This is a genomic window from Aeromonas sp. QDB54, assembly GCF_027707385.1.
Lineage (GTDB): Bacteria > Pseudomonadota > Gammaproteobacteria > Enterobacterales > Aeromonadaceae > Aeromonas > Aeromonas hydrophila.
In genome coordinates this window covers 91,791-115,138 of the sequence record NZ_JAPCIT010000009.1, presented here as the reverse complement: position 1 = coordinate 115,138, position 23,348 = coordinate 91,791, and the positions used below count along the sequence as shown (strand labels likewise).

The following is a 23,348-nucleotide window of genomic DNA, read 5'->3' as shown; positions in this document are numbered from 1 at the left end:
TTTTGATAACGGGGCTTACCAGATTGATAACGCCGCCCGGCACTGGCGCCGCCGAGTCCTCCATGGGCTGCTATTCCGGGGTCGGCCACGGCCATGACGGAGAGCCGGATGGGATCTTCTTCACACTTCTTCCCTTTGCTCGCCGCCTTTGCCCCCCGGTTGGCCCGACGTGCCGGAAACGGGCGCATATCTTGCTGTTTTTTATACCGGTTCTGATTTTTTCTGCCTGACAAAGGACTTGCATATGTCCATAGGATTACCGCTCAAGCGGGTGGATGCCGAGGCCAAGGTGACCGGCAGCGCCCGCTACACCGACGACAACATCATGCTCGGCATGCGCCACGCCAAGTACGTGCGAAGCCATATCGCCCACGGCAAGGTGCTCACCATCGACGCCAGCGAGGCGCTGGCCCTGCACGGGGTCGAAGCCGTGTTCACCCACGAGGATGTGCCCACCACCTGTTTTCGCACCGCCGGTCACGCCTGGTCCCTCGATGAGGCCAAGCGGGACGTGAAAGACCGGCGTCTGCTCACCGACCATGTGCGCCACTTTGGCGATGGCGTCGCCATAGTCGTGGCCCGCGATCCGCTGGTTGCCGAGAAGGCTGCCTCCCTGGTCAAGGTGACCTACGAGCCGCTGCCGGTGATGACGGATGCGGCCAGTGCCCTGGCCGAGGGCGCCTGTCCCATCCACCCGACCGGCAACCTGCTGCGCCAGAGCCAGATCCGGGCGGGTGAGCCGGAACAGGCCATCGCCGCCGCCGACATGCAGTTCAAGGGGCACTACCAGACGCCGGTGGTGCAGCACTGTCATCTGGAGACGGTGACCTGTTACGCCTACATGGATCAGCCGGACCACATCATCGTCGTCACCAGCACCCAGATCCCCCAGATTGTGCGCAGCCGGGTGGCCAAATCCCTCGGCCTGCCCTGGTCGAGCGTGCGGGTGATCAAGCCCTACATGGGCGGCGGTTTTGGCAACAAGCAGGATGTGCTGGAAGAGCCGATGGCGGCGTTTCTGAGCTACCAGCTTGGCGGCGTGCCGGTCAAGGTGACCCTGAGCCGGGAGGAGTGCTTCTTTGCCTCCCGCACCCGCCACGGCTTTGCCATCGACGGCACCCTCGGCATCAGCCGGGATGGCACCCTCAAGGGCTATCAGCTCGACGTGCTCTCCAACACCGGCGGCTATGCCTCCCACGGCCACTCCATCGCCAGCGCTGGCGCCAACAAGATAAGCTACCTCTATCCGCGCAGCGCCTTTGGCTATGACGCCAAGACGTTTTATAGCAACCTGCCCACCGCCGGTGCCATGCGCGGTTACGGCGCGCCCCAGGTGGTGTTTGCCCTCGAGTGCATGCTGGACGATGCCTGCGCCGAGCTGGGTCTGGATCCGCTTGCGGTGCGCATCGCCAACGTGGCCCGCGAGGGGGATGTCAATCAGGTCAACCAGAAGACCATCTACAGCGCCGGCTTGCCCGAGTGTCTGCGCCGGGGCGGCGAGCAGTTCCAGTGGGAGCGGCTCAAGGCCGAATGTCTGGCGCAGGATCCGGCGAGCCGGGTGCGGCGCGGCATCGGGGTGGCCTGTTTCAGTTACGGCTCCAACACCTATCCGGTGGGGGTCGAAATTGCCGGCGCCCGCATGCTGCTCAACCAGGATGGCACCGTCAATCTGCAGATCGGCGCCACCGAGATAGGGCAGGGGTCGGACACCGTCTTTGCCCAGATGGCGGCCCAGACGTTAGGCATTCCGTTTGAGCAGATCCGGGTCATCTCGACCCAGGATACCGACATCACCGCCTACGATCCTGGTTCGTTCGCCTCGCGCCAGAGCTATGTGGCGGCCCCCGCCATCCATCAGGCGGCGCTGCAACTGAGGGCCCGCATCTTGTCGCTGGCGGCCCAGCTCTGCCATCAGGATGTGGGATCGCTCACCCTGATCGACGGTTACGTGGTGCTGGCGGGTGCGCCGGACAAGGTGCTCATCAGCGTCGCCGAGGTATCGGTCAACGCCTATTACCACCTCACTATCGGCGGCCAGATCACCTCCGAGGTTTCCCACAAGACCACCACCAACCCGCCGAGCTTTGGCTGCACCTTTGTCGATCTCAGTGTCGACATCGATCTCTGCAAGGTGACCATCAACCGCATCCTCAACCTGCACGATGCGGGCAAGATCCTCAACCCGCAGCTGGCGGAGGGGCAGGTGCACGGCGGCATGGGGATGGGGATCGGCTGGTCGCTGTTCGAGGAGATGATCATCGACGCCAAGACCGGCGTGGTGCGCAACCCCAACCTGCTCGACTACAAGTTCCCCACCATGCTGGATTTGCCCGAGCTCGAGTGCGACTTCGTGCAGACCTACGAGCCCCAGTCGGTCTATGGCCACAAATCCCTGGGGGAGCCACCCATCATCTCGCCGGGCCCGGCGATCCGTAACGCCATTCGCATGGCGACTGGGGTCGCCATCAACGAGCTGCCCATCACCCCCAAGACCCTGTTCCGGGAGTTTGTCGCGGCGGGTTTGATTGGCGAGGGATCAGGGGAGGAGCAACGCCATGTTTGATATTGCCCGTTACTACAAGGCCCACAGCGTGGCCGAGGCGGTTGCCCTGCGCCAGGCCGACCCAGAGGCGCGCCTCTTGGCTGGCGGCACCGATGTGATGATCCAGCTCCATCACCTCAACGCCGCCTATCGTCATATCGTCGATATTCACGACTTGCCCGAGCTCAAGGGGGTGAGCGGGCTGGCCGACGGCTCTATTCGCATCGGCTCCGGCACTACCTTTACCGAGCTCATCGAAAACGAGCTGGTGCAGCGCCGCCTGCCGATGCTGGCGGAAGCGGCCGCCACCATAGCCGGGCCGCAGATCCGCAACGTCGCCACCTATGGCGGCAACATCTGCAACGGCGCCACCAGTGCCGACTCGGCGGCGCCCACCGTCGCACTGGAGGCCGAGCTGGAAATCGCCGGCCCCGATGGCACGCGCCGCATCCCCATCGCCGGCTTTCACACCGGCCCGGGCAAGGTGGCGCTGCAACCGGCGGAAATCCTGGTGGCGTTTCACTTTGCCCCGGACGCGCACCCCCAGGTGGGCTCCCACTACTTCAAATACGCCATGCGGGGTGCCATGGACATCGCCACCATCGGCTGCGCCGCCTACTGCCAGATTGAGGATGGCCACTTCAAGAGTCTGCGGCTGGCCTACGGGGTGGCGGCACCGACGCCGGTGCGCACCCCGCACGCCGAAGCTGCGGCCGAGGGGCAACCGCTGACTCGCGCCACGCTGGCAGCGATTGCCGAGGCGGTGGTGGCCGACGTGGCGCCGCGCTCCTCCTGGCGGGCAGACAAAGAGTTTCGCCTGCACCTGATCAAAACCCTGGCGCAGCGGGTGATCACCTGCGCCGTCGAACGTGCCGGAGGCAAGATCCTATGATGCAACCGCAAAGCTGTCCCACTGTTGCGATCCAGTGCGAGATCAACGGCAAGCCTTACTCCTACGCGGTGTCGCCCACCATGTCGCTGCTTCACTTCCTGCGTGGGCAGGGGCTCATCAGCGTGAAAGAGGGGTGCAGTGTCGGTGAGTGCGGCGCCTGTACCGTGCGGGTGGATGGCACCGCCATCGACAGCTGCCTCTATCTGGCGGTGTGGGCCGATGGCAAATCCATTCGCACCGTGGAGGGGGAGCGCAGAGGCAACGAGCTCTCCGACGTGCAGCAGGCCTTTATCGACGAGGGGGCGGTGCAGTGCGGCTTTTGCACCCCGGGCCTCGTGATGGCGAGCGCCGCCCTGCTCGACAAGACAGATCGCCGACCCTTGACCGAGGCGGAGATCCGCCGAGGCCTGTCGGGGAATCTGTGTCGCTGCACCGGTTATCAGAACGTGGTGCGGGCGGTGAAGAAGTGCTGCAAGGGGTGACGGAGTCGCCCCTCGATGAGCCTTGCAAACCGTCGTTCGGCACTGACATGACGGCGCCTGAAATAGGCCGGGAGGTTATTTTCACCCCGCCGCTCAAGCGTGCATCTGGTTATTTTGGGCGGGCAATGGGGGGCACCCATCCGGTGTCGCTTACCAGATCGCCTAATTAATAAACAGGCTGCTGCGTGCGGCAGCTGGTGGGGTGGCAAGCGACTGTTTTTACGCGATATGTCAGCTTGTGTCGCCATCTTGTGCGCCCCTTTTGCCTATTGGCGGCAGCAAATACCGGCGGGCGGGAAATAACGGAAAATAGTGGCAAGGGGTCTGAAAAAAGCCCCCTTTTTTGTCACCTGGTCGCAACATTTTTCTGTAATTGTTAGCCAGCTCGCGGTGACCCTTCGCGCAAACGGGCAGAGTAGGCGCCATGGTCGGCGAAGGCCGCCATGATACGCAATCAGGGTTGTAATCAGGTGCTGCGGCCCGCTTGGCGGGGCGCAAAACATAACATCAAAAAGAAAAAGGAAACTGGCATGTCAGGAAGACACTCTCTGGTAGCGCTGGCCGTCGGGCTGGCGCTGGCGGGACCGGCACAGGCACAGCTGCTCATCAGCGAATACCTGGAAGGCTCGGGCAACAACAAGGCGGTGGAGCTGAGCAACCTCGGCAGCGACCTCGTCGATCTTTCCCAATACCGGTTGGCGCTCTACGCCAACGGCAAACCCATCAGCGAATCACCCACCAACAGCCTGGCGCTGCAAGGCACGCTGGCCCCGGGGGCCACTCTGGTGCTGGCCAACCCCTCCGCCAGCAGCGAGATCCTGGCCAAGGCCAACCGCACCAGCGGCAACCTGGTGTTCAACGGTGACGACGCCCTGGTGCTCTATCGCGGCAGCGAGATAGTGGACAGCTTCGGCCAGGTGGGGGTGGATCCGGGCACGGCCTGGGTGTCGGGCAACGTCTCGACCCTGGACATGACCCTGCGTCGCAAGGCCACCGTCACCACGGGTCGGACTGATGCAACCGCCCCCTTCGATCCGGCGCAGGAATACGTGGCCGCCCCGAAAGATGACGCCAGCGGCCTGGGTTGCAGTGGCGATGGCCCCTGCGATGGCACCCAGCCGCCCGCCTTCGTCTGCCCGGTGGACAGCCTGGTGCCGGTGCCTGCCATTCAGAGCCCCGGCACCAGCAGCCCGCTGGTGCCGGCCGGCAAGTTCGAATCGGAACAGGCCTACGCCACCCGCGGCGTGGTGACCCAGGTGGTCAGCGGCCTCTACAAGGGCTTCTTCATTCAAGATGAGCAGGGGGACGGCGATCCGGCCACCTCCGACGGCCTCTTCGTCTACAGCACCAAGGCCAATGCTGCCATCGTCCCGGGCGCCGAAGTGTGCGTCTCTGGCAAGGTGAAGGAGTATTTCAACCAGACCCAGCTCAACGCCGACGAGCTGGTGGTGACCCGGCCGCTGGGGGCCATCCCGGCTGCGGTGGATCTGCTGCCGGTGGCGGGCGAGAGCTTGAGCCAGCTGCTGGAGCGTCACGAGGGGATGCAGGTACGGCTGGTGCCGGGCTCCAGCCTGGTGGTGACCCGCAACTTCAGCTTCGATTACGACGGCAAGCGCAACAACCTGGTGCTGGCCTATGGTGCGCCGCTCATCAAGTCGACCCAGAAATTTGCCGCCATGAGCCAGGAGGCGAGCAACTGGGCCCTGCGCAACCAGCAGAACCAGCTGGTGGTGGAGACCGACGCCAAGGCGCCGGACGGCGTGCTGCCCTGGTTCCCCGGCTTCAACGCCGAGGACGGTTACCTGCGCATCGGCGACAAGCTCAACGGGCTGGAGGGGGCGCTTGGTTACTCCTACAACCTGTTCCGACTGGTGGCCAGCAACCGCATCGACGCGAGCCAGATAGATCACAGTGGCTGGGATCGGGTGGAAACGCCGGAACTCGCCGAGGCGGGGGATCTGCGGGTCGCCAGCTTCAACGTGCTCAACTTCTTCACCACGGTCGTGGGGGGCGATGCCAACCCCACCGGTAGCAACCGGGGCGCCCCGACGGTGGTGGAGTTCGAGTTGCAGCGCACCAAGATCGTCAGCGCCATCACTCGCCTCAACGCCGACGTGGTGGGGCTGATGGAGATCGAGAACAACGGCTATGGCGACAACTCCGCCATCGCCAACCTGGTGGCGGCCCTCAACGCCGCCCAGCCGGATGAGGCGGATCACTACCGCTGGATTGCCTCACCGGATGGCAAGCCCATCGGCACCGACGCCATCACGGTGGGCCTCATCTACCGGCCCGCCAAGGTGACCCCGGAGGGGGCTGCCAGCCTCATCGCGCTGCCGGTGCAGCAGGCCGAGGCGCAGGACGCCAGCGGCAAGCCGGTGACCATCAATCAGGGGATGCGCGAGTCGCTGGTGCAGCGTTTCAGCTCGCTCAAGGGGGATGCGCCGCTGACCCTGGTGGTCAACCACCTCAAGTCCAAGGGCTCCGCCTGCTTCGAGGATTACCCCGACTATGCCACTGCCGATCCCCTCGATGGCCAGGGCCACTGCAATGCGCTGCGGGTCTCCGCCGCCAAGGTGCTGGGGGAGCACCTCAAGGATTTGGCCGGGGATCTGCTGCTTATCGGCGACATGAACGCCTATGGCATGGAGGATCCCATCCGGGTGCTGACCGACTATGATCCGGCTGCCCAATCGCGCCAGATCATGAGCGCCTCCTTCACCACTCTGGCGGGTCAGCCCTTCGAGGAGAGCGGCAGCGCTCTTGGCAAGGGGTATGGCCTTATCAACCTCAACACCCGCTTCCACGGCACCGACACTTACTCCTACAGCTACGAAGGGGAGCTCGGCAACCTGGATCACGCCCTGGCAAACCCGAGCCTCGCGGCCAAGGTGATCGGCATCGAGGATTGGCACATCAACTCTGCCGAGAGCAACTTCTTCGAGTACGGCAGCAAGTACAGCGGCCAGCTGGCGAAATCCGAAGGGCCCTTCAGCGCCTCGGATCACGATCCCGTGCTGGTAGCCATTCAGTATCCGCTGCCGCCCGCCGGAGTATTGAGCCTCGAGAGCGCCGCTGCCAACGTGGAGGAGGGCAACACCCTGGCCTTGAGCGTGGCGCGCCGTGACGGCACCTATGGGGAGGCCAGCGTCAGCTACCGCATTGCCTACGGCAGCGCCGATGCCAACGACGTGGCGCCGCTCACCGGCACCCTGCACTGGGCCGCCGGACAGAGCGACAGCCAGACCATCAGCATCCCGGTGAAGAGCGACACCCTGCGCGAAGGGGACGAGACCTTTACCCTGGAGCTGTTTGACCCGAGTGGCGCGACCCTGGGCGAGCAGCACCAGACCCTGGTGACCATCAAGGACAAGCTGGCGCCGTCCACCATCTCGCTGGCGCGAGCTAGCTTGACGGTGAACGAGGGGCAGTGGTTTGCCGATATCCCGCTGGTACGCAGCGGCGATCTGAGCAAACCGGCCCGGGCCCGGGTGGCCCTTGACGGGGTCACGGCGCGCTGGGGGCTGGATTTCCTGCCCTGGTTCGGTCAGTCGGTGAGCTGGGCCGCGGGCGAGGGGGGCAGCAAGTCGGTCAAGGTGCTGATCATCGATGACTGGTTTGTCGAGCCCACCGAGCAGTTCAAGGTGAGCCTGGCTACATTGCAAGGTGGCCAGCCGGGTAACCTGCAGGAGACCCGGGTCGACATTCTGGACAACGACAAGTCCTGGTGGCCCTTCGGTCGCCACTGAGGATGATTGAGCAATAAGAAAAGGGGCCTGCGGGCCCCTTTCTGTTGTTTCTGTTGTCGGCCAAGAGCGCCAAAAACAGCGAGGCCCATCACCAGGATGGGCCTCTGAGCGGGACAGGCTGACGGGATCAGCTGCCGCTCTGGGGGCCGTCGATCACCAGCTTGCCATCCTTGACCGGGATGGTGGCGCCGGGGGCCTTGTTCATGCGGATCACCCCTTCCTGGCCGGCGAGGCGGTAGGTGACGTCATAACCCAGGGTGCGGGTGCTGCTCTCCTGCACCGTCTTGCAGCGCTGTTCGGTGGTGGTGTAGGTATCACCGGCCTGCATGTTGCCCTGTACCTGGTTGCCGGCATAGCCACCCGCCACGGCACCTGCGGCGGTTGCCACCTTCTTGCCGTTGCCGCCACCAAACTGGTTGCCAAGCACCCCGCCCAGCGCCGCGCCGACCACGGTACCCAGGATCTTGTGCTCGTCCTGCACCGGTTTGCGGTGAGTCACGGTGACGTTGCGACACTCCTGACGGGGGGTCTTGATGGTCTCGGTCACCGCTTTGCTGGCCAGCACTTCGGCGAACTGAGGCTGTGATGAAAACAGGGATCCGCTGGCGGCGGCTGACAAGGCCAGCGCAGAGGCCACACCGATCCCGACTCCTGCCAACATGGATTTGTTCATTTTCTCTTCTCCTCAAATGCATCACGGGATGCGTCTCTTGCTTGCGGTCATCTTGGCACAAGGGCAAGGAGGCACAAGGCAAAGCCGGTGCGGGCACGACAGCCCCTGACTGCACCAAAAAATGCCTCGTCAAAAAGGTGTCGGGCTTTGGCGACAAAGGCGGGGGAAAGGCAGCAAAAGCGATCTGCGAGTGGCATTTTGCGATTCAGCTGGGCCTATTTTCCCATTTTGCGCCAAGCTCCTGCCACCGCCGGCTGGCGCAGTGGCAAACCAGAGGAACTTGTCATCCCCCTGCGTCAGTCAGGGCATGCCAACCGCTTGATAAATCACTGTTGCCAGGATGGCTGGCGGCCGATAACAGATCACGGCAAGCATTATGCTTGCTCTGTTGGCAGAGAGGATCAATCGCGCGTCTCTGGCGGCCCACCCCAATGTGAGCCGGCAGGCGCCACCCGCAGTCAGGCCAGTTCGGCTGCGGTCATCCGGTCAGCAAGGGGGTTCATATGTCGATGCTGCCAAGATGGATACAACCGGCCGTGCAGGCCGGCATCATCACCCGGGAACAAGCCCAGCGGTTGCTGGACTCCCTCTATCAACCCCTCTGTGAGACGGCGCAGGAGCTGCCCGCCGACCTTGCCGACATCAGCCTCAAGCTCTTCTGTTTTCGCCAGCAGCACAGGGTGCGCCACTAGGCTCTCCAGATCTAAGGCATGACCCCCGCCGGGGCGGGGGCCATGTGCCCTAGATCAGCATCACCTGCGCCACCAGCATCAGGGCGCCGAAGCCCAGCACGAAGCCCACCATGGGCAGCACGAACCTGACCCACTGGTTGAACTGGATGCCGAGCATCTGCAGGGTGACCAGCACCAGCCCGGTGGGGGCCAGGAACAGCATGGCGTATTGCCCCCAGTTGTAGGCCGACACCACTATGTAGCGCGGGATCATCACGGTATCGGCGAGCGGCGCCATGATGGGCATGGAGAGCACCGCCAGCCCCGAGGAGGAGGGCACCACCAGCCCCAGCAGGGTGAACACCAGCATCTGGGCCACGGCAAACACGGCGCCGTGCATGCCGGCCACCAGACTGGAGGCATAGGCCAGGATGGTGTCCGAGATCATCCCCTGATCCAGCACCAGGTTGACCCCCCGCGCCAGCCCGATGATGAGCGACACCGCCACCAGCTCGGACGCCCCCTGGGTGAAAGCCTCGACCGCCTCTTTCTCCCTGAGGCCGGAGATGAAGATGATGACGATGGCGACGGCAAGGAAGGAGGCCGCCATCTGCGGGAACCACCAGCCGGCCATGGAGACGCCCCACACCATCAGGGGAAAGGCGAGGATAAACAGGGTCAGGATGATCTTGCGGCGCAGGGTGAAGGGGACCCCTTCATCGAGGGAGCCCTCTTTCAGGAAGCGGGCCCGAAAGCTTTCTCTGTCCTCATAGGTGTAGGAGAAGGCGGGGTTGGCCTTGATCTTCTTGCAATACCAGTAGAGATAACCGATCACCACCAGGGTGCCCACCAGACAGCCGACGGCGCGAACGCTCAGTCCCTCGGTAAAGGGGATGCCGGCGGCGTTGGAGGCGATCACCACCGAGAAGGGGTTGATGGTGGAGAAGGTGGTGCCCATGGAGGCGGCAAGGAAGATGGCCCCCACGCAGACGATGGCGTCATAGCCGAGCGCCAGAAAGATGGGCACCAGGATGGGATAGAAGGCGACGGCCTCCTCCTCCAGTCCACAGGTGGTGCCCCCCAATGCCATTACAAAGCAGACCAGCGCCACAAACAGGAACTCGTTGCCGCGGGTCTTGCGCGACAGCGCCACCAGCCCGGCATTGAAGGCACCGGTCTTGTTGATGACGCCGATAAGCCCCCCCAGCACCAGGATGAAGACGATGATGTCGGCCCCCTCTATGGTGCCCTTGACCATGCTCACCGCCACGTCGGAGAGTCCCTTCGGCGCCTGGGCCAGCCGCTCATAGGTGCCGGGGATGGCGATGGGCTTGCGGATGGTGCCATTGACGAACTGCTCCACCCCGATATTGATGTCGAGCCTGGTCAGCTCATCCTGAGTGGCGGGCACTCGCCGGGTTTCCCCTTGCGGCGTATTGATGGTCAGCATATGGCTGGCGGCATTATAAGAGAGCTTGGCATAGGCGCCCGCCGGAATTATCCAGGTGAGGGCGATGGCCAACAACATGATCAAAAACAAAATAGTAAACGCGGTGGGAAATTGTCTGCGGGTTTTGGTATTCGGCTCGGCACACATAAAATGCTCCTCGATAAAGCAGGTTCGGGCTCGGCGGAATATCGGGTCGATAGGGTTCCTTCGTCATGCAGCGGGCGTGCGCAAACTCACTGGTTGTGGCGCATCGTATGGCGAGAAATCTGGCCTGATATTGAACATCCTGTAGATTGTTTCACCAAGAAACCATAACCCGCCGAGGGGAAGCATGAACAGCGCTGCGGGCCTGCTTTATGGAAGCCGTCACAAAATATATTTCATGAGAAATCTATCATTAATTTGTTGGCAATAAATCGATGTGCTTGCTTATGCCATAAGTATCCAGCTGGCGATGTTTATAAATATATCCATATCGGCAAGCCTGCAACCTGATATGCCCAGCTTGCATGCAAGCATCAGCATATTCATTATTTGCCGGGTTTTATGCCGAGGATATTGGCCGTCGATATTTGTCGCTGAAAAAACAGGCACCAGCATGCAGTTCGGTCAGATTATCGTCGCCGGCGCAGCGCCTCTAAGACGTTTTGCTAATACCTGCGACCATCACCTCGCGCTAGGCTGTGATCCCCGATACGAGCACCCTCTGGCAGGACGCCAGACGATGGTTGCCGGCGCTCCCGGGAGCGCACCGCTTTTGCTACCTGCGAGGAAGGAACCCGATGACAGAGCAGAACATCTATCAGCGCGATCTGGAAAAAAATCCCGCCAATTATGAGGCGCTGACCCCCATCAGCTTTCTGGGGCGGGCCGCCCGGGTCTACCCCGACTATCCGGCGCTGATCCACGGCCCCCTGCGCCAGAGCTGGGCCCAGACCGAGCGACGCTGTCGCCAGCTGGCCTCGGCCCTTCGCCACCGCGGCATCGGCGAGGGGGATACCGTCTCCATCGTCGCCCCCAATACCCCGGCGATGTTTGAAGCCCACTTCGGAGTGCCCATGAGCGGCGCCGTGCTCAACACGATCAACACCCGGCTCGATGCCGAGTCGATGGCCTTTATCTTCCAGCATGCCCAGAGCAAGGTGGTGCTGGTAGACCGGGAGTTTGGCGCCCTGGTGCAAAAGGCGCTGGCATTGATTGAACTCGCGCCGCTGCTCATCGCCATCGACGATCCCCTCTACCGGGAGGGGGAGCTGGTCAGCGACCTTGACTATGAGGCGTTTCTTGCAGAGGGCAATGGGGATGAGCTAGGCTGGCTGCCGCTAGATGAGTGGCAGGCGATTTCCCTCAACTACACCTCCGGCACCACCGGCAACCCCAAGGGGGTGGTCTATCACCATCGCGGCGCCCACCTCAATGCGGTCAACAACGTGCTCTCCTGGGAGCTGCCCAAGCACAGCGTCTATCTCTGGACCCTGCCGATGTTTCACTGCAACGGCTGGTGCTTCCCCTGGACCCTGGCGGCGACGGCCGGGGTCAGCGTCTGCCTGCGCCATGTGCAGGCGGCGGCCATCTATGAGGCGCTGCACGAGCACAAGGTGACCCATTTTTGCGCCGCCCCCATCGTACTCAACATGCTCAACAACGCCGATCCGGCCCTCAAACGCGGGCTCGACCACCCCATCAAGGCGATGACGGCAGGGGCGGCGCCCCCCGCCACCGTGATCGCCGGCATGGAGGCGATGGGGATCGCCGTGACCCACGTCTACGGCCTCACCGAAACCTATGGCCCCTGCGTGCTGTGCGAGCCGCAGCAGAGCTGGCAGGGGCAGGATGCCACCACGTTGTCGCGTCTCAAGGCGCGCCAGGGTGTTGCGTCACCGCTGCAGGGAGAGATGCGGGTAATCAACCCGGTCAGCGGCGAGCCGGTCCCCCGGGATGGCAAGACCATGGGCGAAATCGTGCTGCGCGGCAATGTGGTGATGAAGGGCTATCTCAAGAACCCGGTCGCCAGCGCCGAGGCGATGGCGGAGGGGTGGTTTCGCAGCGGCGATCTGGCGGTATGGCACCCGGACGGTTACGTGGAGATCAAGGACAGATCCAAGGACATCATCATCTCCGGCGGGGAGAACATCTCCAGTCTGGAGGTGGAGGATGTACTCTATCGCCATCCCGATGTGGACGAGGTGGCGGTGATAGCCATGCCGGACGAGAAGTGGGGGGAGGTGCCCTGCGCCTTCGTCAAGCTCAAGGAGGGGCGCGAACTCACCCAGGCCGAACTCATTGCGTTTTGCCGCGAGCAGATGGCCCACTTCAAGGCACCCAAGCGCATCATCTTCACCCCGCTGCCGAAAACCTCCACCGGCAAGGTGCAGAAATTTATGCTGCGCCAGCAGCTGGGGTAGGAGCTAGCCACTCTCATCCCAAGTTTTGAGTTGGTGCCATTTTGCCTGGAGCAAAATGGCACCAAACTTCTATGTCCATCAAACTCTTTCGGAGCTCACTCTGGTAATATCCTGCTCAATATCGAGGCAGGAAAATATTATGACGCGTGCAGAGTTTAATTGGGAAAACTCCATTGCATGGAGTGGTCCGGGGGCCATTGAAGGAGTGCAGGATACTCTCGCGGGAGATCGACTGGATCGCGCTCGCTATGCCGAATTTCTGACCAATTATCTGGCGACAGAGGGCAAACAGCGCAACTATGTGTTGAACCTCAATGCCGAATGGGGGGCAGGCAAAACCTGGTTTATCAAGCGCTGGTATATGGAGCTGAAACAGCACTATCCCACCGTCTATATCGATGCTTGGCAGCAGGACTTTTCTGATGATCCCTTATTGACGGTGATCTCTTCGATTATTGACCAGCTAAAGCATGTTGCAGGTAAAGAGAACCCTATTCCCGAGAGAATGCGTCAGCGTTTGTTGGGATTATTTAAGGTCGGCGGCAAACTGGCATTGAAAGCGGCCATTAAGAAGGCTGGATTGGAAGAAGATGATTTTTCTCTGGAAGGGGATGATGCCAATCAGCTGGTAGATGCCTTATGCAGTAATCAGAAAGAGCGTTATGAATCTATCCAGTATCTTAAACAAGAGATACGGCAATGGGTGGAAGGGGCTGTTGGATTAGGTAATGGAGATCTTGATTATCCCGCTTTTATTTTGATTGATGAACTGGATCGCTGCCGCCCCTCCTATGCGGTAGAAATGCTGGAAACAATCAAGCATATATTCGACATTCCCAAAGTTGTTTTTGTATTGGCAACGGATACAGAGCAATTGCAACATGCAGTGAAGGTGATTTACGGCGCTGATTTTGATGCACATACATATTTAAGTCGTTTTTTTAGTAGGCGCTTTAGCTTGTTAGCTGGTTCAAAACGACATTTTATAGAAAGTAATTTATCTAATAGTGTACTTGTAGATCATTCTTTTGATAATGTTTGGCCTTAAGGGTTAAATATAGAAGCTATTATCACAGTATTGTCATCCATATCTGATGCATGCCACTTATCTTTGCGAAGTACAGAGAAGTTAATTGACCGTATGACATTGGTACTTTTAAATTTAGAGAAAGACGATATTAATGTAGTCTTCTTGGCTTATATGCTTGCATTACATGAGATAAAACCATCCGATTATGAAATGATAATCACAATGGCAAGAAGCAGACAGAAACTGGCAAATGTAAAGATGCAGGAAATAAAACCAAAGGCATTAAATGAACTGCAAGGCTCAATATATCTCTCCATGAGAGCAGTGCAGGGAGTCGAATTTGTTGCTGGTGAATACAGTATTCAAATTGAAAATTTAATCAGAGACTATCTTTGGAGTTATCTTGGTGAACACAATAATGCATCTGTTCATCTATTAGAACAAAATAAAATTTTAATTGATCAGCATTCTCGATTTAATAGAGATGAGCACTGCGAGGCTCTGAAGTATTACATTTTAAATGCAGAGCTATATGAAAAATCCAGATTAGATATGTCGGTATATAGAAACTGGGTTGAGTTAGCGATGTCATTTGACTGAGCTTAACGGGCTGAATAGCCCGTTAAGCAATAAGAAAATTTATTTATTATGCCGTTCATAAAGCCGCTGAACGACATCCTGCAATCCCAGCCCCTCATTTTGCAGCAGCACGGTCAGGTGATAGAGCAGATCGGCGGATTCGTTGATAAGTTCCTCCCGATCCTTGGCCATGGCGGCCAGCGCCACTTCGACGCCCTCTTCACCCACCTTCTGGGCGATGCGCTTGGTGCCCTTTGCATAGAGGCTGGCGGTGTAGCTGGTGGCCGGATCCGCGCCTTTGCGTGCTGCCAGGATCTGCTCGAGCTCGGCCAGGAAGCCAAGGGGCGGTACAGGGTGACCGTCAAAGCAGGAGGGATTGCCCAGATGGCAGGTGGGGCCGATGGGGTTGGCGGCGATCAGCAGGGAGTCCTGATCGCAGTCGGTGGTGATGGCGACCAGCTGGAGCACATGGCCCGAGCTCTCCCCCTTGGTCCAGAGGCGCTGCTTGCTGCGGCTGAAGAAGGTGACCTGGCCGCTGGCCTGGGTCTTTGCCAGTGCTTCGCGGGTCATAAAACCCTGCATCAGCACTTCGCCGCTGGCGGCATGCTGGACGATGGCGGGGATCATGCCGTCACATTTGGCCCAGTCCAGACGTTCGGCGAGCGGCTGCTCGTTGTTTACTGCTTGATTATTCACGGATGGCGACTCCTTCGGTTTTCAGCCAGCGTTTCAGTTCGGGAATGGGGATAAGGCCTTTGTGGAACACGGAGGCGGCCAGCGCCCCGTCCACGTCGGCGAGGGTGAAGGCATCGCGAAAGTGCTCCATGGCACCGGCACCGCCGGAGGCGATGAGCGGCACCTTGCAGACGGCCCGCACCAGCTTGAGCTGCTCGAGATCATAGCCCTGGCGCATGCCATCCTGATTCATCACGTTCAGCACGATTTCACCGGCGCCACGCTTTTGCACCTCCTCGACCCAATCGAGGGTATGCCAGGCGGTGGTGCGGGTGCGGCTCTCGTCACCGGTAAACTGCTTGACCTGATAGTGACCGCTCTGCGCATCAAAATAGGAATCGATGCCCACCACCACGCACTGCACGCCGAAGCGCTCGGCCAGTCGGGTGATGAGGGTGGGATCGGCCAGCGCCGGCGAGTTGATGGAGACCTTGTCGGCCCCAAATTCCAGGATCTGGCGGGCATCCTCCACGCTCTTGATGCCGCCGGCGACGCAGAAGGGGATGTCGATGACCTCGGCCACCCGGCTTACCCAGCTTTTGTCCACCACCCGCTCATCGCTCGAGGCGGTGATGTCGTAGAACACCAGCTCGTCGGCCCCCTCGCTGGCGTAGCGGCGGGCCAGCTCGACGATGCCGCCCATCACCTCGTGATTACGAAACTGCACTCCCTTGACCACCACGCCATCTTTGACGTCGAGGCAGGGGATAATACGCTTTGACAACATGCTCGTTGCTCCATGTAAAGCACTGTTAAAACTAACGTTGTTGCCAACGGGCCCAGGGGCCCGGCGGCGAGTGAAAAAGGTGGCTTGCATGCTTTAACAGCGGGTTCCTGAGCGGGAAAAAGAGACCCGAAACGGGCGGCGTCTTCACTCGGGGGAGTACCACTATATGCACGACTTTATTCAGTGATTCAACCCTTTATCCAGCTTGCTCGCGCCCTGATGCCGGCTGGTGCCAGCAGGCGCCTGGCCGCTCAAGCCTGGCTGAGAGCCATCTGCTGCCAGCAGCTCACGAAGGGTGAGCAGGGCACCATCAAAATCAAACACTTTCAGCTGGCGAGCCAGGATCTCGCCTGACGTCCCCAGGGTGAGCAGCAGGGGGGCCGCGTACTGCTCAAACAGCGGGATCACGGCGGTGTCGCTCTGCACCAGCAACTCCTCCATCTGGCGCAGCAGCTGTTGTTGCCAGTGGCTGCCAAGCGGCGCGGCGTTCGCGGCGGGGCTGGGATCTTCTTCCCCCAGCAGACTTGGCAGTTCGCTGAGGAGGCGATCGATCGGTGCCATCCGCTCGGCCAGGGTCTGGCTGTTGTTGGCCAGCTCCTGCTCCAGTTGTTGGCTCTGGGCGGCCAGTTCCACCAGCCCGAGGGTGCTGGCCACCCCGCGCAGGGTGTGGATCAGCCGGCTGGCGGCCGGCCTGTCGCCAGCGTGCAGGTGGCTCTCCAGCAGCTGCATGTCCTGACTGTGCTCGCTGGCAAAGTGGCGCAGCAGGGCGACGTATTTGCTCTGGTTGCCCTGCAGCGCCGCCAGCCCCTGTTGCAGATCCAGCCCGGGCAGATTTTGCAGGCGGGTGAGGGGACCGGTCAGCAGGTCGGTCGTCCGCCGCTGGTATCTGGGAGCTGCGACCGTGCTGCTGGGCAGCCACTGCTGCAGCGCCTCGAACAGCTTGGTGGGGGTCACCGGTTTGGCGATGAAGTCGTTCATGCCGGCGGATTTGCAGGCCTTTCTGTCTTCTTCGAAGGCACTGGCGGTCAGCGCCAGGATGGGAACCTGCTCCCAGCCCGGCAGGGCCCGGATGGCCCGGGTGGCGCTGTAGCCATCCATCAGCGGCATCTGTATGTCCATCAGGATGAGATCGAACGGGTGCTGGCTGACGCGCTCCAGCGCCTCCTGGCCATTGACCGCCGTCTCGATGACGAGGCCGCTGTTGTTGAGCAGTTCCAGCACCACCTCGCGGTTGATGGCGTTGTCCTCCACCAGCAATACCCTGGCGTGGTTGGCAAAGAAGAGGGCCTGCTGCACCGTCTGTTCGAGCGCTGCCGGTTGCTGCGGTTCGCCCTGACCCACCGCGAGACGGGCGGTAAACCAGAAGCAGCTGCCCTTGCCAAGGGCGCTGGTGACCCCGACTTCCCCTCCCATCAGGGTGGCAAGCCGGCTGGTGATGGCCAGCCCAAGGCCGGTGCCGCCATATTTGCGGGTAGTGGAGACATCCGCCTGCTCGAAAGCCTGAAACAGCTTCTCGCTCTGCTCCGGGCTGATGCCGATGCCGGTATCCTCCACCTCGAAGCGCAGCAGATAGCCGCCGGCAAGCGGGCAATCCACCCGGACCCGCAGGGTGACCGAGCCCTGCTCGGTGAATTTGATGGCGTTGGCCGCGTAGTTGAGCAGCGCCTGACGCAGGCGGGTGATGTCGCCGTGCACCCAGGCCGGGGTATCGCCGATGTCGACTATGATGGTGAGCCCCTTGGCGCGCGCCTGCTCGCTCATCAGGGCGCTGACGTTGTCCAGCATGGCGGTAAGGGAGAAGTCGCTCTGCTCCAGCGCCATCTTGCCCGCATCGATCTTGGAGAGATCCAGGATGTCGTTGATGATGGTGAGCAGGTGCTGGGCGGCGTTGTCGATCTTCTCCAGTCGCTCCTGCTGGGTGTGATCCGGCGTATCGCGCTTGAGCAGATAGGTGAGCCCCAAAATGGCGTTCATCGGGGTGCGGATCTCGTGGCTCATGTTGGCCAGGAAGGCACTCTTGGCGCGGTTGGCACTCTCTGCCCGTTGATGGGCCTGAGCCAGCTGCAGGGTGCGCTCGTTGACCATCTCCTCCAGGTGATAGCGGTACTGATCGAGCTCCTCGCCGAGCTGCTTCTTCTCGGTGATGTCGGCCTGCACCGCCACGTAGTGGGTCACGGCTCCATTCTCCTGGCGAATGGGAGAGACGGTGGCGAGCACCTGATAATGAGAGCCGTCCTTGCGCCGGTTGATGAACTCGCCGTGCCAGCGCTGGCCGCGCTTGATGGCATCCCACAGGGCGATGTAGGTGGCCTTGGGGGTGAGGCCGGAGCGCAGCAGAGAGGGAGTCTGCCCTATCACCTCGCTCTGCTGGTAGCCGCTGGCGGCCAGGAAGGCGACGTTGACATATTCGATGCGGGCCTGAGTATCTGTGATGAAGACGCCATCCGGGCTCTGCTCCAGGGCGAGCGAAAGCTGGCGCAACTGCTGCTCGGCCTGTTTGCGTTCGGTGATGTCGAGGTGAATGCCGAGCAGGCGCAGCGGGCGCTGCTGGGCATCCCGGTAGATGCTGCCCTTGCTGCTGAGCCAGCGCACGTCGCCGTTTGGCAAGAGGATGCGAAATTCGATCTCGATGGGTTTGCCGCTTGCCGGCAGCTCGGCCAGCAACTTGTCGAGGCGGGGCTTGTCGTCCGGGTGCAGGCAGCTGTGCCACTGCTTGAACTCGCTGAGCTGTTCGGCGCTGCGACCATAGAGGCGGGCGCATTCGGGCGAGAAGAAGAGCCGGCCACCCTGCATGTTCCACTCCCAGATCCCGACGTGGGCTCCCTCCTGAGCCATCAGCAGCCGCTGCTCGCTCTCGCGCAGGGCACTGCTGGTGGTTTCGGCGCGGATGCGGGCACTGATGGCATCGTCCATCAGGTTGAGCGCCGCCAGTCTGGCGCGGCGCTGGGTATCGAGGGCCACCTGCTGGTTGTGCAGCAGTTGCTGCTCGGCCAGCTTGCGTTCGGTGATGTCCTGCACCGTGCCATACAGCTCGACGATGGTGCCGTCGTTGGCGCGCAGGGCGGCGCCGCGGGCGATGATCCAGATGGGTTCGCCCTGCTCGTGGATCACCTCGGCATCGCACTCGTAGGGCAGGCCATCCTGCAGACAGCGCTCGACTGACTGGGCGATGGCGCGCCAGCCATCCTGGGTGAAGTACTTCCTCACCTCGGGGTAGATGGCGGGTGGCAGGGAGGGATCGCGGCCATAGATGCGGTAGATCTCCGGCGACCAGAAGTGGCTGTCATCGGCGATGTTCCAGCGCCAGTTGCCGATCTTGGCCAGGTGCTGGGATTCGCGCAGGATCCCCTCGTTGCGGCGCAGCGCCTCTTCGGTCTCCTTGCGTTGCTGGTGATCCTCGATGACCGAGATGAAATAATCCGGTTTTCCCTTGAGGTCCTTGACCAGCGCCACCGTCAGGGTGATCCAGAGGACCTCGCCGCCCTTGCGCAGGTAACGCTTCTCCAGGGTGTAGTGCTGCCGTTCGTCTGCCAGCATCTGGGCCACGTAGGTCTGATCGATGAAGAGATCATCCGGGTGGGTGATCTGCTGGAAGGTCATGCCCATCAGCTCGTCGGCCTGGTAGCCCAGCATGTCGCACAACCGCCGGTTGACCCGCAGCCACTTGCCGTCCGGGGAGACCAGGGCGATGCCGACCGCAGCCTGCTCGAAGGTGGCCTGGAAGCGGGTCTCGCTTTGTTGCAGGCGGGACTGGATGCTGCTGAGCTCTTGCCAGCGCTGGGTTTCCCGGGCGCGGGAGCGGTGCACGGCTGCGCTGAGCAGGCTGATAAGAACGCCGTTGGCGATCAGAATGCCCCACTGCACCAGATCCTGCCCGGCGCCGATGCGCAGCTCATGAAGCGGGGCGAGCAGAAAGTAGGTGGTGAGCAGACCGCTCACCAGGGTACAGAGCAGGCCGGGCAGCAGGCCACCGAGCAGGGCGCAGACGGTGATGGGCAGCATGAACAGCACCAGCAGCGGCCGCTCGCCAAAGGCAATGGGCAGCTGGACCCGGATCTGCAGCATCAGCACGGGCAACAGCACCGCCAGCAGGCAGACCCCCCAGCGCTGTCTGGGTTGGCGAAGGTGCCACAGTGAAGACCAGCGCGTCATAGGGACTCCTCCGGCGGGGTGGGGGCCTGCGGATAGGGGGGCTGTTGCCCGAGCTGAAGTGACAGCTCGTTGATCTTGTGCTTGAGGGCCAGCATGGCCAGCTCCCGGTCCACCATCACCTTGTTGAACCGCTCCAGTTCATTGTTTTGCTGGCGAAGCTCGCTGGCCTGTCGGGTCAGGGCCTGCTCGACCTGTTCGCGCTCGGTGACATCCAGCAGCAGACCAAGCACGGCAGGTTGGCCGCGATAGTCGACACGGCGCCCATAGAGCTCCATCTCGATGTTCTGGTGGTCGTGGTGCAGGGCGGTAAAGCGGGTGTGGATCTCGCTGTCTTCCTGTTCGCAGCGCTGCAGCTGCTCAGCCACCCTGGCGCTGTCTTTCGGACTGGCGAGGGCGTGCAGGGTGCCGATTTTGAGCAGGGTAGCGGTCGAGGCGTAGCCGAACAGGCGGGCAAAACCTGGGTTGATGTAACAGAGCTGGCCCTGCTGGATGATGTAGATGCCGGCCAGTGACTGTTCCACCAGGGCGCGAAACAGCCCCTCCCGCTCGCGCAGGCCCGCTTCGGCCCGCTTGAAATCCGTGATGTCGCGAGAGATGCCGAAGATGCCTATCACCTGGCCATCGCTGTCCTGCAGCGGCCCCTTGGTAGCGAGAAACACCCGCTCACCGCCTGGCAGGGTCAGGTACTCCTCCTGGGTCTGTACCCGGTTGTTGGCGATCACCTGTTCACCCAGCGCCATCAGCATGCGGGCCTGATCGGGGGGAAAGATGGCCATGTCGTCCTGACCCAGCATCTCGCTGGCCGATTTGCCGACGAACTGGCTGGCGGCGCGGTTGAACAGAATGTATTTGCCCTCTCTGTCCTTGGCGAAGATGGCATCTTCCGAGCTGTCGGCGATGGCAGAGAGCAGTTGCAGCGCCTGCAGGCGGCCGGCCTGGGACTGGCGAATCTGCTCGGCCATCTGCAACCGGGTGTGCTGGCGCAGCAGCACGATGCCGGTGTTGGCGATAAGCAGCACCAGCAGGCCGATCAACCCGATCCAGACGCTCTCTTTGAGCTCCGCCCGGGTGAGTTCGGCCTTGTCTATCTTGGCCAGCAGATACCAGTCGGTGCCCATGACCGGCTGTACGGTGCCAAACACCGGCGTGTTGCGGTAATCCTTGCCAAAGAAGAGCGCCTTGTCCTCTTCATTGCGACTCTGCTGCAGGAACTGGACCGCCAGCAACTCCTTGCTGCTGACGGGCAAATGCAGGGTGAGAGCCGAACCGGGGCGATAGCGCACATCGTTGAGAAACTGGATCTGATCGCCGCTGCGGCGAAACAGCAGGGCCTCACCGCTGCTGTCCGGCACCGGCCAGGATTTGAGAATGTTGTTGAGCCAGTCACTACGGCTTATCTGCAGCACGATGAAAGGCGACTTGTCGCCCGCCATGGGGAGCGGGGCGATAAAATCGAGACGGGCTTGACCCTGTTCGTCCAGATAGGGGCCGACCCGGGTGATGCTGCCGCTTGTTGCATCCTTCAACGCCGCGCGCAACTGGGTGCTCAGGCCGCCGGCATCCGGGGTGTGCCACAGCAGGTTACCCTCTGGCGAGAGCACGCTGGCGGCGCTGAAGCGGCGAATGGAGATAAATTCGTCCAATTTGGTCATCAGGTTGGCATGACCGGCCCGGGTGGCCTGGGCTTCGCGATAGAGCGCGGCATATAGCGGGTTTTCAAACAGAATGTGGGCGTCAAATTCCCGGGCGCTGAGCCATTCGGTGATGCGCTTGCTCTTGAGATCGGCAATGGTCTCGAGCCGGGCTGCCTCCTTGTCCTGGGTCAGGTTGATGTTCTGGGCGATGGCCATGGCGGTCAGGGCCAGGATCAGGCCGTTGAGCAGCACGAACGGCAACAGCTGGCGCCGGGAAGGGGTGGTGGTCACCGTCGGCTGGTCGATGCGCCGGCGCAGCATGGTATAGAGCATGGTGGCGGTGATGAGGATGAACAGCCACCCCTTGATGGTGCTGGCCAGCGCGAACTGGGCCGGAGTGCTGAACAGCCACTCCACCGCCTTGTCGGAGAGCAGGATCCACAGGCTCGCCACCGCGGCATAGGTGAGCACGACGTTGAGCACATGGGCCCGGGTCAACGAAGGCTGCTCAGCCATGTCTGGCCTCATTGTCATCCTGGTAGCGCTCGGCGATGGCGACGAACTGCTCGAAGTGGTTGTCAAACGCCGTCACCACATCCGGATCGAAATGCTGGCCGCTGCCGGAGAGGATCAAGGCGCGCGCCTCCTCATAAGGCATGGCCGCCTTGTAGACCCGCACATTGATCAGCGCATCGAATACGTCTGCCAGAGCCATCAGGCGGGCCGAGAGCGGGATGGCGTCCCCTTGCAGGCCGTCGGGATAGCCGCTGCCATCCCACTTTTCGTGATGCCAGTGGGCTATCTCCTTGGCCAGGGTGAGAAACGCCAGTGGTTGCTCGATATCCCGTTCGGCCTCTTCGATGGCGTCGCTGCCGAGCTTGGCGTGGGTGCGCATGATCTGCCACTCCGCCGGGGTCAGCTTGTCCGGCTTGAGCAGGATCTGATCCGGAATGCCGACCTTGCCGATGTCGTGCAGCGGCGCCGAGCGGCTCAGCAGATCGATGTAGCGGGGGGTCAGGGTGTCGCTAAAACGGGGGTGACTGGCCAGCGCACAGGCCAGTTGCCTGACATAGCCCTGGGTGCGCAAGATGTGATTGCCGGTCTCGGGGTCGCGGATCTCCGCCAGATGGGCGAGCGCCCGGATGGAGACTTGCTGGATGAGGTCGTTCTCGGTCATGCGGCGTGCCACCTCGGCTTCCAGCGCCGCGTTCTGATTCTGCAGGCCGTCGCGGGCCTGTTTGGCCTCCAGCTGGGTGCGTACCCGCGCCTGGACGATGGCCGGCTTGATGGGTTTGGTAATGTAGTCGGCGGCTCCCAGCGACAGCCCGTACTCCTCGCTCTGGGGGTCGGCGAGGGCGGTGAGCAGCACCACCGGAATACGACTGGTTGCAGGGGTAATACGCAGTTGTTTGAGCACCTCATAGCCGTCCATGCCAGGCATCATCACATCCAGCAGGATGAGATCCGGGATTGTCTTGCCAGTGGCGATCCGCAGACACTTCTCCCCGCTCTGGGCGGCGAGCACCCGATAGGTGGGAGAGAGCAGGTCGGTCAGCACCATCAGATTTTCGGGTGAGTCATCGACAATCAGGATGGTGGCGGAGTGAGATGTAAACATAGGTCCTCC

15 protein-coding genes are annotated in these 23,348 nt (G+C 61.7%); 8 read left to right on the top strand and 7 right to left on the bottom strand.

The window, feature by feature from the left end; translation table 11 throughout:
- Positions 1–244 precede the first annotated feature (244 nt).
- The 4 genes from xdhA to PG881_RS11165 all read left to right on the top strand — a co-directional run bounded on the left by xdhA (position 245) and on the right by PG881_RS11165 (position 7,665).
- Positions 245–2,563 carry a xanthine dehydrogenase molybdenum-binding subunit XdhA gene (xdhA, locus tag PG881_RS11180; protein ID WP_270799995.1) on the top strand — a complete coding sequence of 773 codons (2,319 nt, stop codon included), beginning with the start codon at positions 245–247 and terminating at the stop codon, positions 2,561–2,563.
- Positions 2,556–3,434 (top strand): xanthine dehydrogenase FAD-binding subunit XdhB, encoded by an 879-nt coding sequence (gene xdhB / locus PG881_RS11175; RefSeq protein ID WP_270799992.1) that lies wholly within the window; start codon positions 2,556–2,558, stop codon positions 3,432–3,434. Before xdhA ends, xdhB begins: the two co-directional genes overlap by 8 nt.
- On the top strand, positions 3,431–3,916 hold the full coding sequence (gene xdhC / locus PG881_RS11170) for a xanthine dehydrogenase iron sulfur-binding subunit XdhC (protein ID WP_118881187.1): 486 nt from the start codon (positions 3,431–3,433) through the stop codon (positions 3,914–3,916). The genes xdhB and xdhC overlap by 4 nt, the downstream gene beginning before the upstream one ends.
- A gap of 530 nt (positions 3,917–4,446) precedes the next feature.
- Complete coding sequence (locus PG881_RS11165; RefSeq protein WP_270799989.1) at positions 4,447–7,665, top strand: ExeM/NucH family extracellular endonuclease; 3,219 nt, start codon at positions 4,447–4,449, stop codon at positions 7,663–7,665.
- A 127-nt stretch (positions 7,666–7,792) separates the two neighbouring features.
- Here PG881_RS11165 and PG881_RS11160 read toward each other — a convergent pair whose 3' ends face one another.
- On the bottom strand, positions 7,793–8,338 hold the full coding sequence (locus PG881_RS11160) for a glycine zipper 2TM domain-containing protein (RefSeq protein WP_016350791.1): 546 nt from the start codon (positions 8,336–8,338) through the stop codon (positions 7,793–7,795).
- A 503-nt stretch (positions 8,339–8,841) separates the two neighbouring features.
- Here PG881_RS11160 and PG881_RS11155 point away from each other — a divergent pair.
- Positions 8,842–9,030: a hypothetical protein gene (locus tag PG881_RS11155; protein ID WP_017764436.1), complete on the top strand. Its 189-nt coding sequence runs from the start codon at positions 8,842–8,844 to the stop codon at positions 9,028–9,030.
- Between the two features lie 49 nt (positions 9,031–9,079).
- Here the strand turns inward: PG881_RS11155 and PG881_RS11150 are convergent, their stop codons facing one another.
- A complete protein-coding gene (locus tag PG881_RS11150) occupies positions 9,080–10,606 on the bottom strand; it encodes a YfcC family protein (RefSeq protein WP_270799986.1) in 1,527 nt (508 codons plus the stop codon).
- 635 nt (positions 10,607–11,241) lie between these two features.
- Here PG881_RS11150 and PG881_RS11145 point away from each other — a divergent pair.
- From PG881_RS11145 to PG881_RS11135, 3 genes are all read left to right on the top strand, one after another.
- Positions 11,242–12,864 (top strand): acyl-CoA synthetase, encoded by a 1,623-nt coding sequence (locus tag PG881_RS11145; RefSeq protein ID WP_270799985.1) that lies wholly within the window; start codon positions 11,242–11,244, stop codon positions 12,862–12,864.
- Positions 12,865–13,003: 139 nt separating this feature from the next.
- The gene (locus PG881_RS11140; protein ID WP_270799983.1) at positions 13,004–13,912 is read left to right on the top strand and encodes a KAP family P-loop NTPase fold protein; all 909 of its coding nucleotides are present in this window, start codon (positions 13,004–13,006) and stop codon (positions 13,910–13,912) included.
- Between the two features lie 93 nt (positions 13,913–14,005).
- Positions 14,006–14,494, top strand: a complete 489-nt coding sequence (locus PG881_RS11135; RefSeq protein ID WP_270799982.1) for a hypothetical protein — start codon at positions 14,006–14,008, stop codon at positions 14,492–14,494.
- A gap of 39 nt (positions 14,495–14,533) precedes the next feature.
- Here the strand turns inward: PG881_RS11135 and hisIE are convergent, their stop codons facing one another.
- From hisIE to PG881_RS11110, 5 genes are all read right to left on the bottom strand, one after another.
- Positions 14,534–15,169 (bottom strand): bifunctional phosphoribosyl-AMP cyclohydrolase/phosphoribosyl-ATP diphosphatase HisIE, encoded by a 636-nt coding sequence (gene hisIE / locus PG881_RS11130; protein ID WP_270799980.1) that lies wholly within the window; start codon positions 15,167–15,169, stop codon positions 14,534–14,536.
- Positions 15,162–15,935, bottom strand: coding sequence for an imidazole glycerol phosphate synthase subunit HisF (gene hisF / locus PG881_RS11125; RefSeq protein WP_024945358.1), 774 nt, complete (start codon positions 15,933–15,935; stop codon positions 15,162–15,164). Before hisF ends, hisIE begins: the two co-directional genes overlap by 8 nt.
- A 180-nt stretch (positions 15,936–16,115) precedes the next feature.
- Positions 16,116–20,087: a PAS domain S-box protein gene (locus tag PG881_RS11120; protein ID WP_270799976.1), complete on the bottom strand. Its 3,972-nt coding sequence runs from the start codon at positions 20,085–20,087 to the stop codon at positions 16,116–16,118.
- Positions 20,084–22,237 (bottom strand): PAS domain-containing protein, encoded by a 2,154-nt coding sequence (locus PG881_RS11115; RefSeq protein ID WP_270799974.1) that lies wholly within the window; start codon positions 22,235–22,237, stop codon positions 20,084–20,086. Before PG881_RS11115 ends, PG881_RS11120 begins: the two co-directional genes overlap by 4 nt.
- The gene (locus PG881_RS11110) at positions 22,230–23,339 is read right to left on the bottom strand and encodes a response regulator (protein WP_139390462.1); all 1,110 of its coding nucleotides are present in this window, start codon (positions 23,337–23,339) and stop codon (positions 22,230–22,232) included. Before PG881_RS11110 ends, PG881_RS11115 begins: the two co-directional genes overlap by 8 nt.
- Positions 23,340–23,348: the final 9 nt, after the last annotated feature.

Coding starts and splice junctions, on each gene's coding strand:
- xdhA (WP_270799995.1), top strand. CDS start 245: ATGTCCATAGGATTACCGCTCAAGCGGGTGGATGCCGAGGCCAAGGTG.
- xdhB (WP_270799992.1), top strand. CDS start 2,556: ATGTTTGATATTGCCCGTTACTACAAGGCCCACAGCGTGGCCGAGGCG.
- xdhC (WP_118881187.1), top strand. CDS start 3,431: ATGATGCAACCGCAAAGCTGTCCCACTGTTGCGATCCAGTGCGAGATC.
- PG881_RS11165 (WP_270799989.1), top strand. CDS start 4,447: ATGTCAGGAAGACACTCTCTGGTAGCGCTGGCCGTCGGGCTGGCGCTG.
- PG881_RS11160 (WP_016350791.1), bottom strand. CDS start 8,338: ATGAACAAATCCATGTTGGCAGGAGTCGGGATCGGTGTGGCCTCTGCG.
- PG881_RS11155 (WP_017764436.1), top strand. CDS start 8,842: ATGTCGATGCTGCCAAGATGGATACAACCGGCCGTGCAGGCCGGCATC.
- PG881_RS11150 (WP_270799986.1), bottom strand. CDS start 10,606: ATGTGTGCCGAGCCGAATACCAAAACCCGCAGACAATTTCCCACCGCG.
- PG881_RS11145 (WP_270799985.1), top strand. CDS start 11,242: ATGACAGAGCAGAACATCTATCAGCGCGATCTGGAAAAAAATCCCGCC.
- PG881_RS11140 (WP_270799983.1), top strand. CDS start 13,004: ATGACGCGTGCAGAGTTTAATTGGGAAAACTCCATTGCATGGAGTGGT.
- PG881_RS11135 (WP_270799982.1), top strand. CDS start 14,006: ATGACATTGGTACTTTTAAATTTAGAGAAAGACGATATTAATGTAGTC.
- hisF (WP_024945358.1), bottom strand. CDS start 15,935: ATGTTGTCAAAGCGTATTATCCCCTGCCTCGACGTCAAAGATGGCGTG.
- PG881_RS11120 (WP_270799976.1), bottom strand. CDS start 20,087: ATGACGCGCTGGTCTTCACTGTGGCACCTTCGCCAACCCAGACAGCGC.
- PG881_RS11115 (WP_270799974.1), bottom strand. CDS start 22,237: ATGGCTGAGCAGCCTTCGTTGACCCGGGCCCATGTGCTCAACGTCGTG.
- PG881_RS11110 (WP_139390462.1), bottom strand. CDS start 23,339: ATGTTTACATCTCACTCCGCCACCATCCTGATTGTCGATGACTCACCC.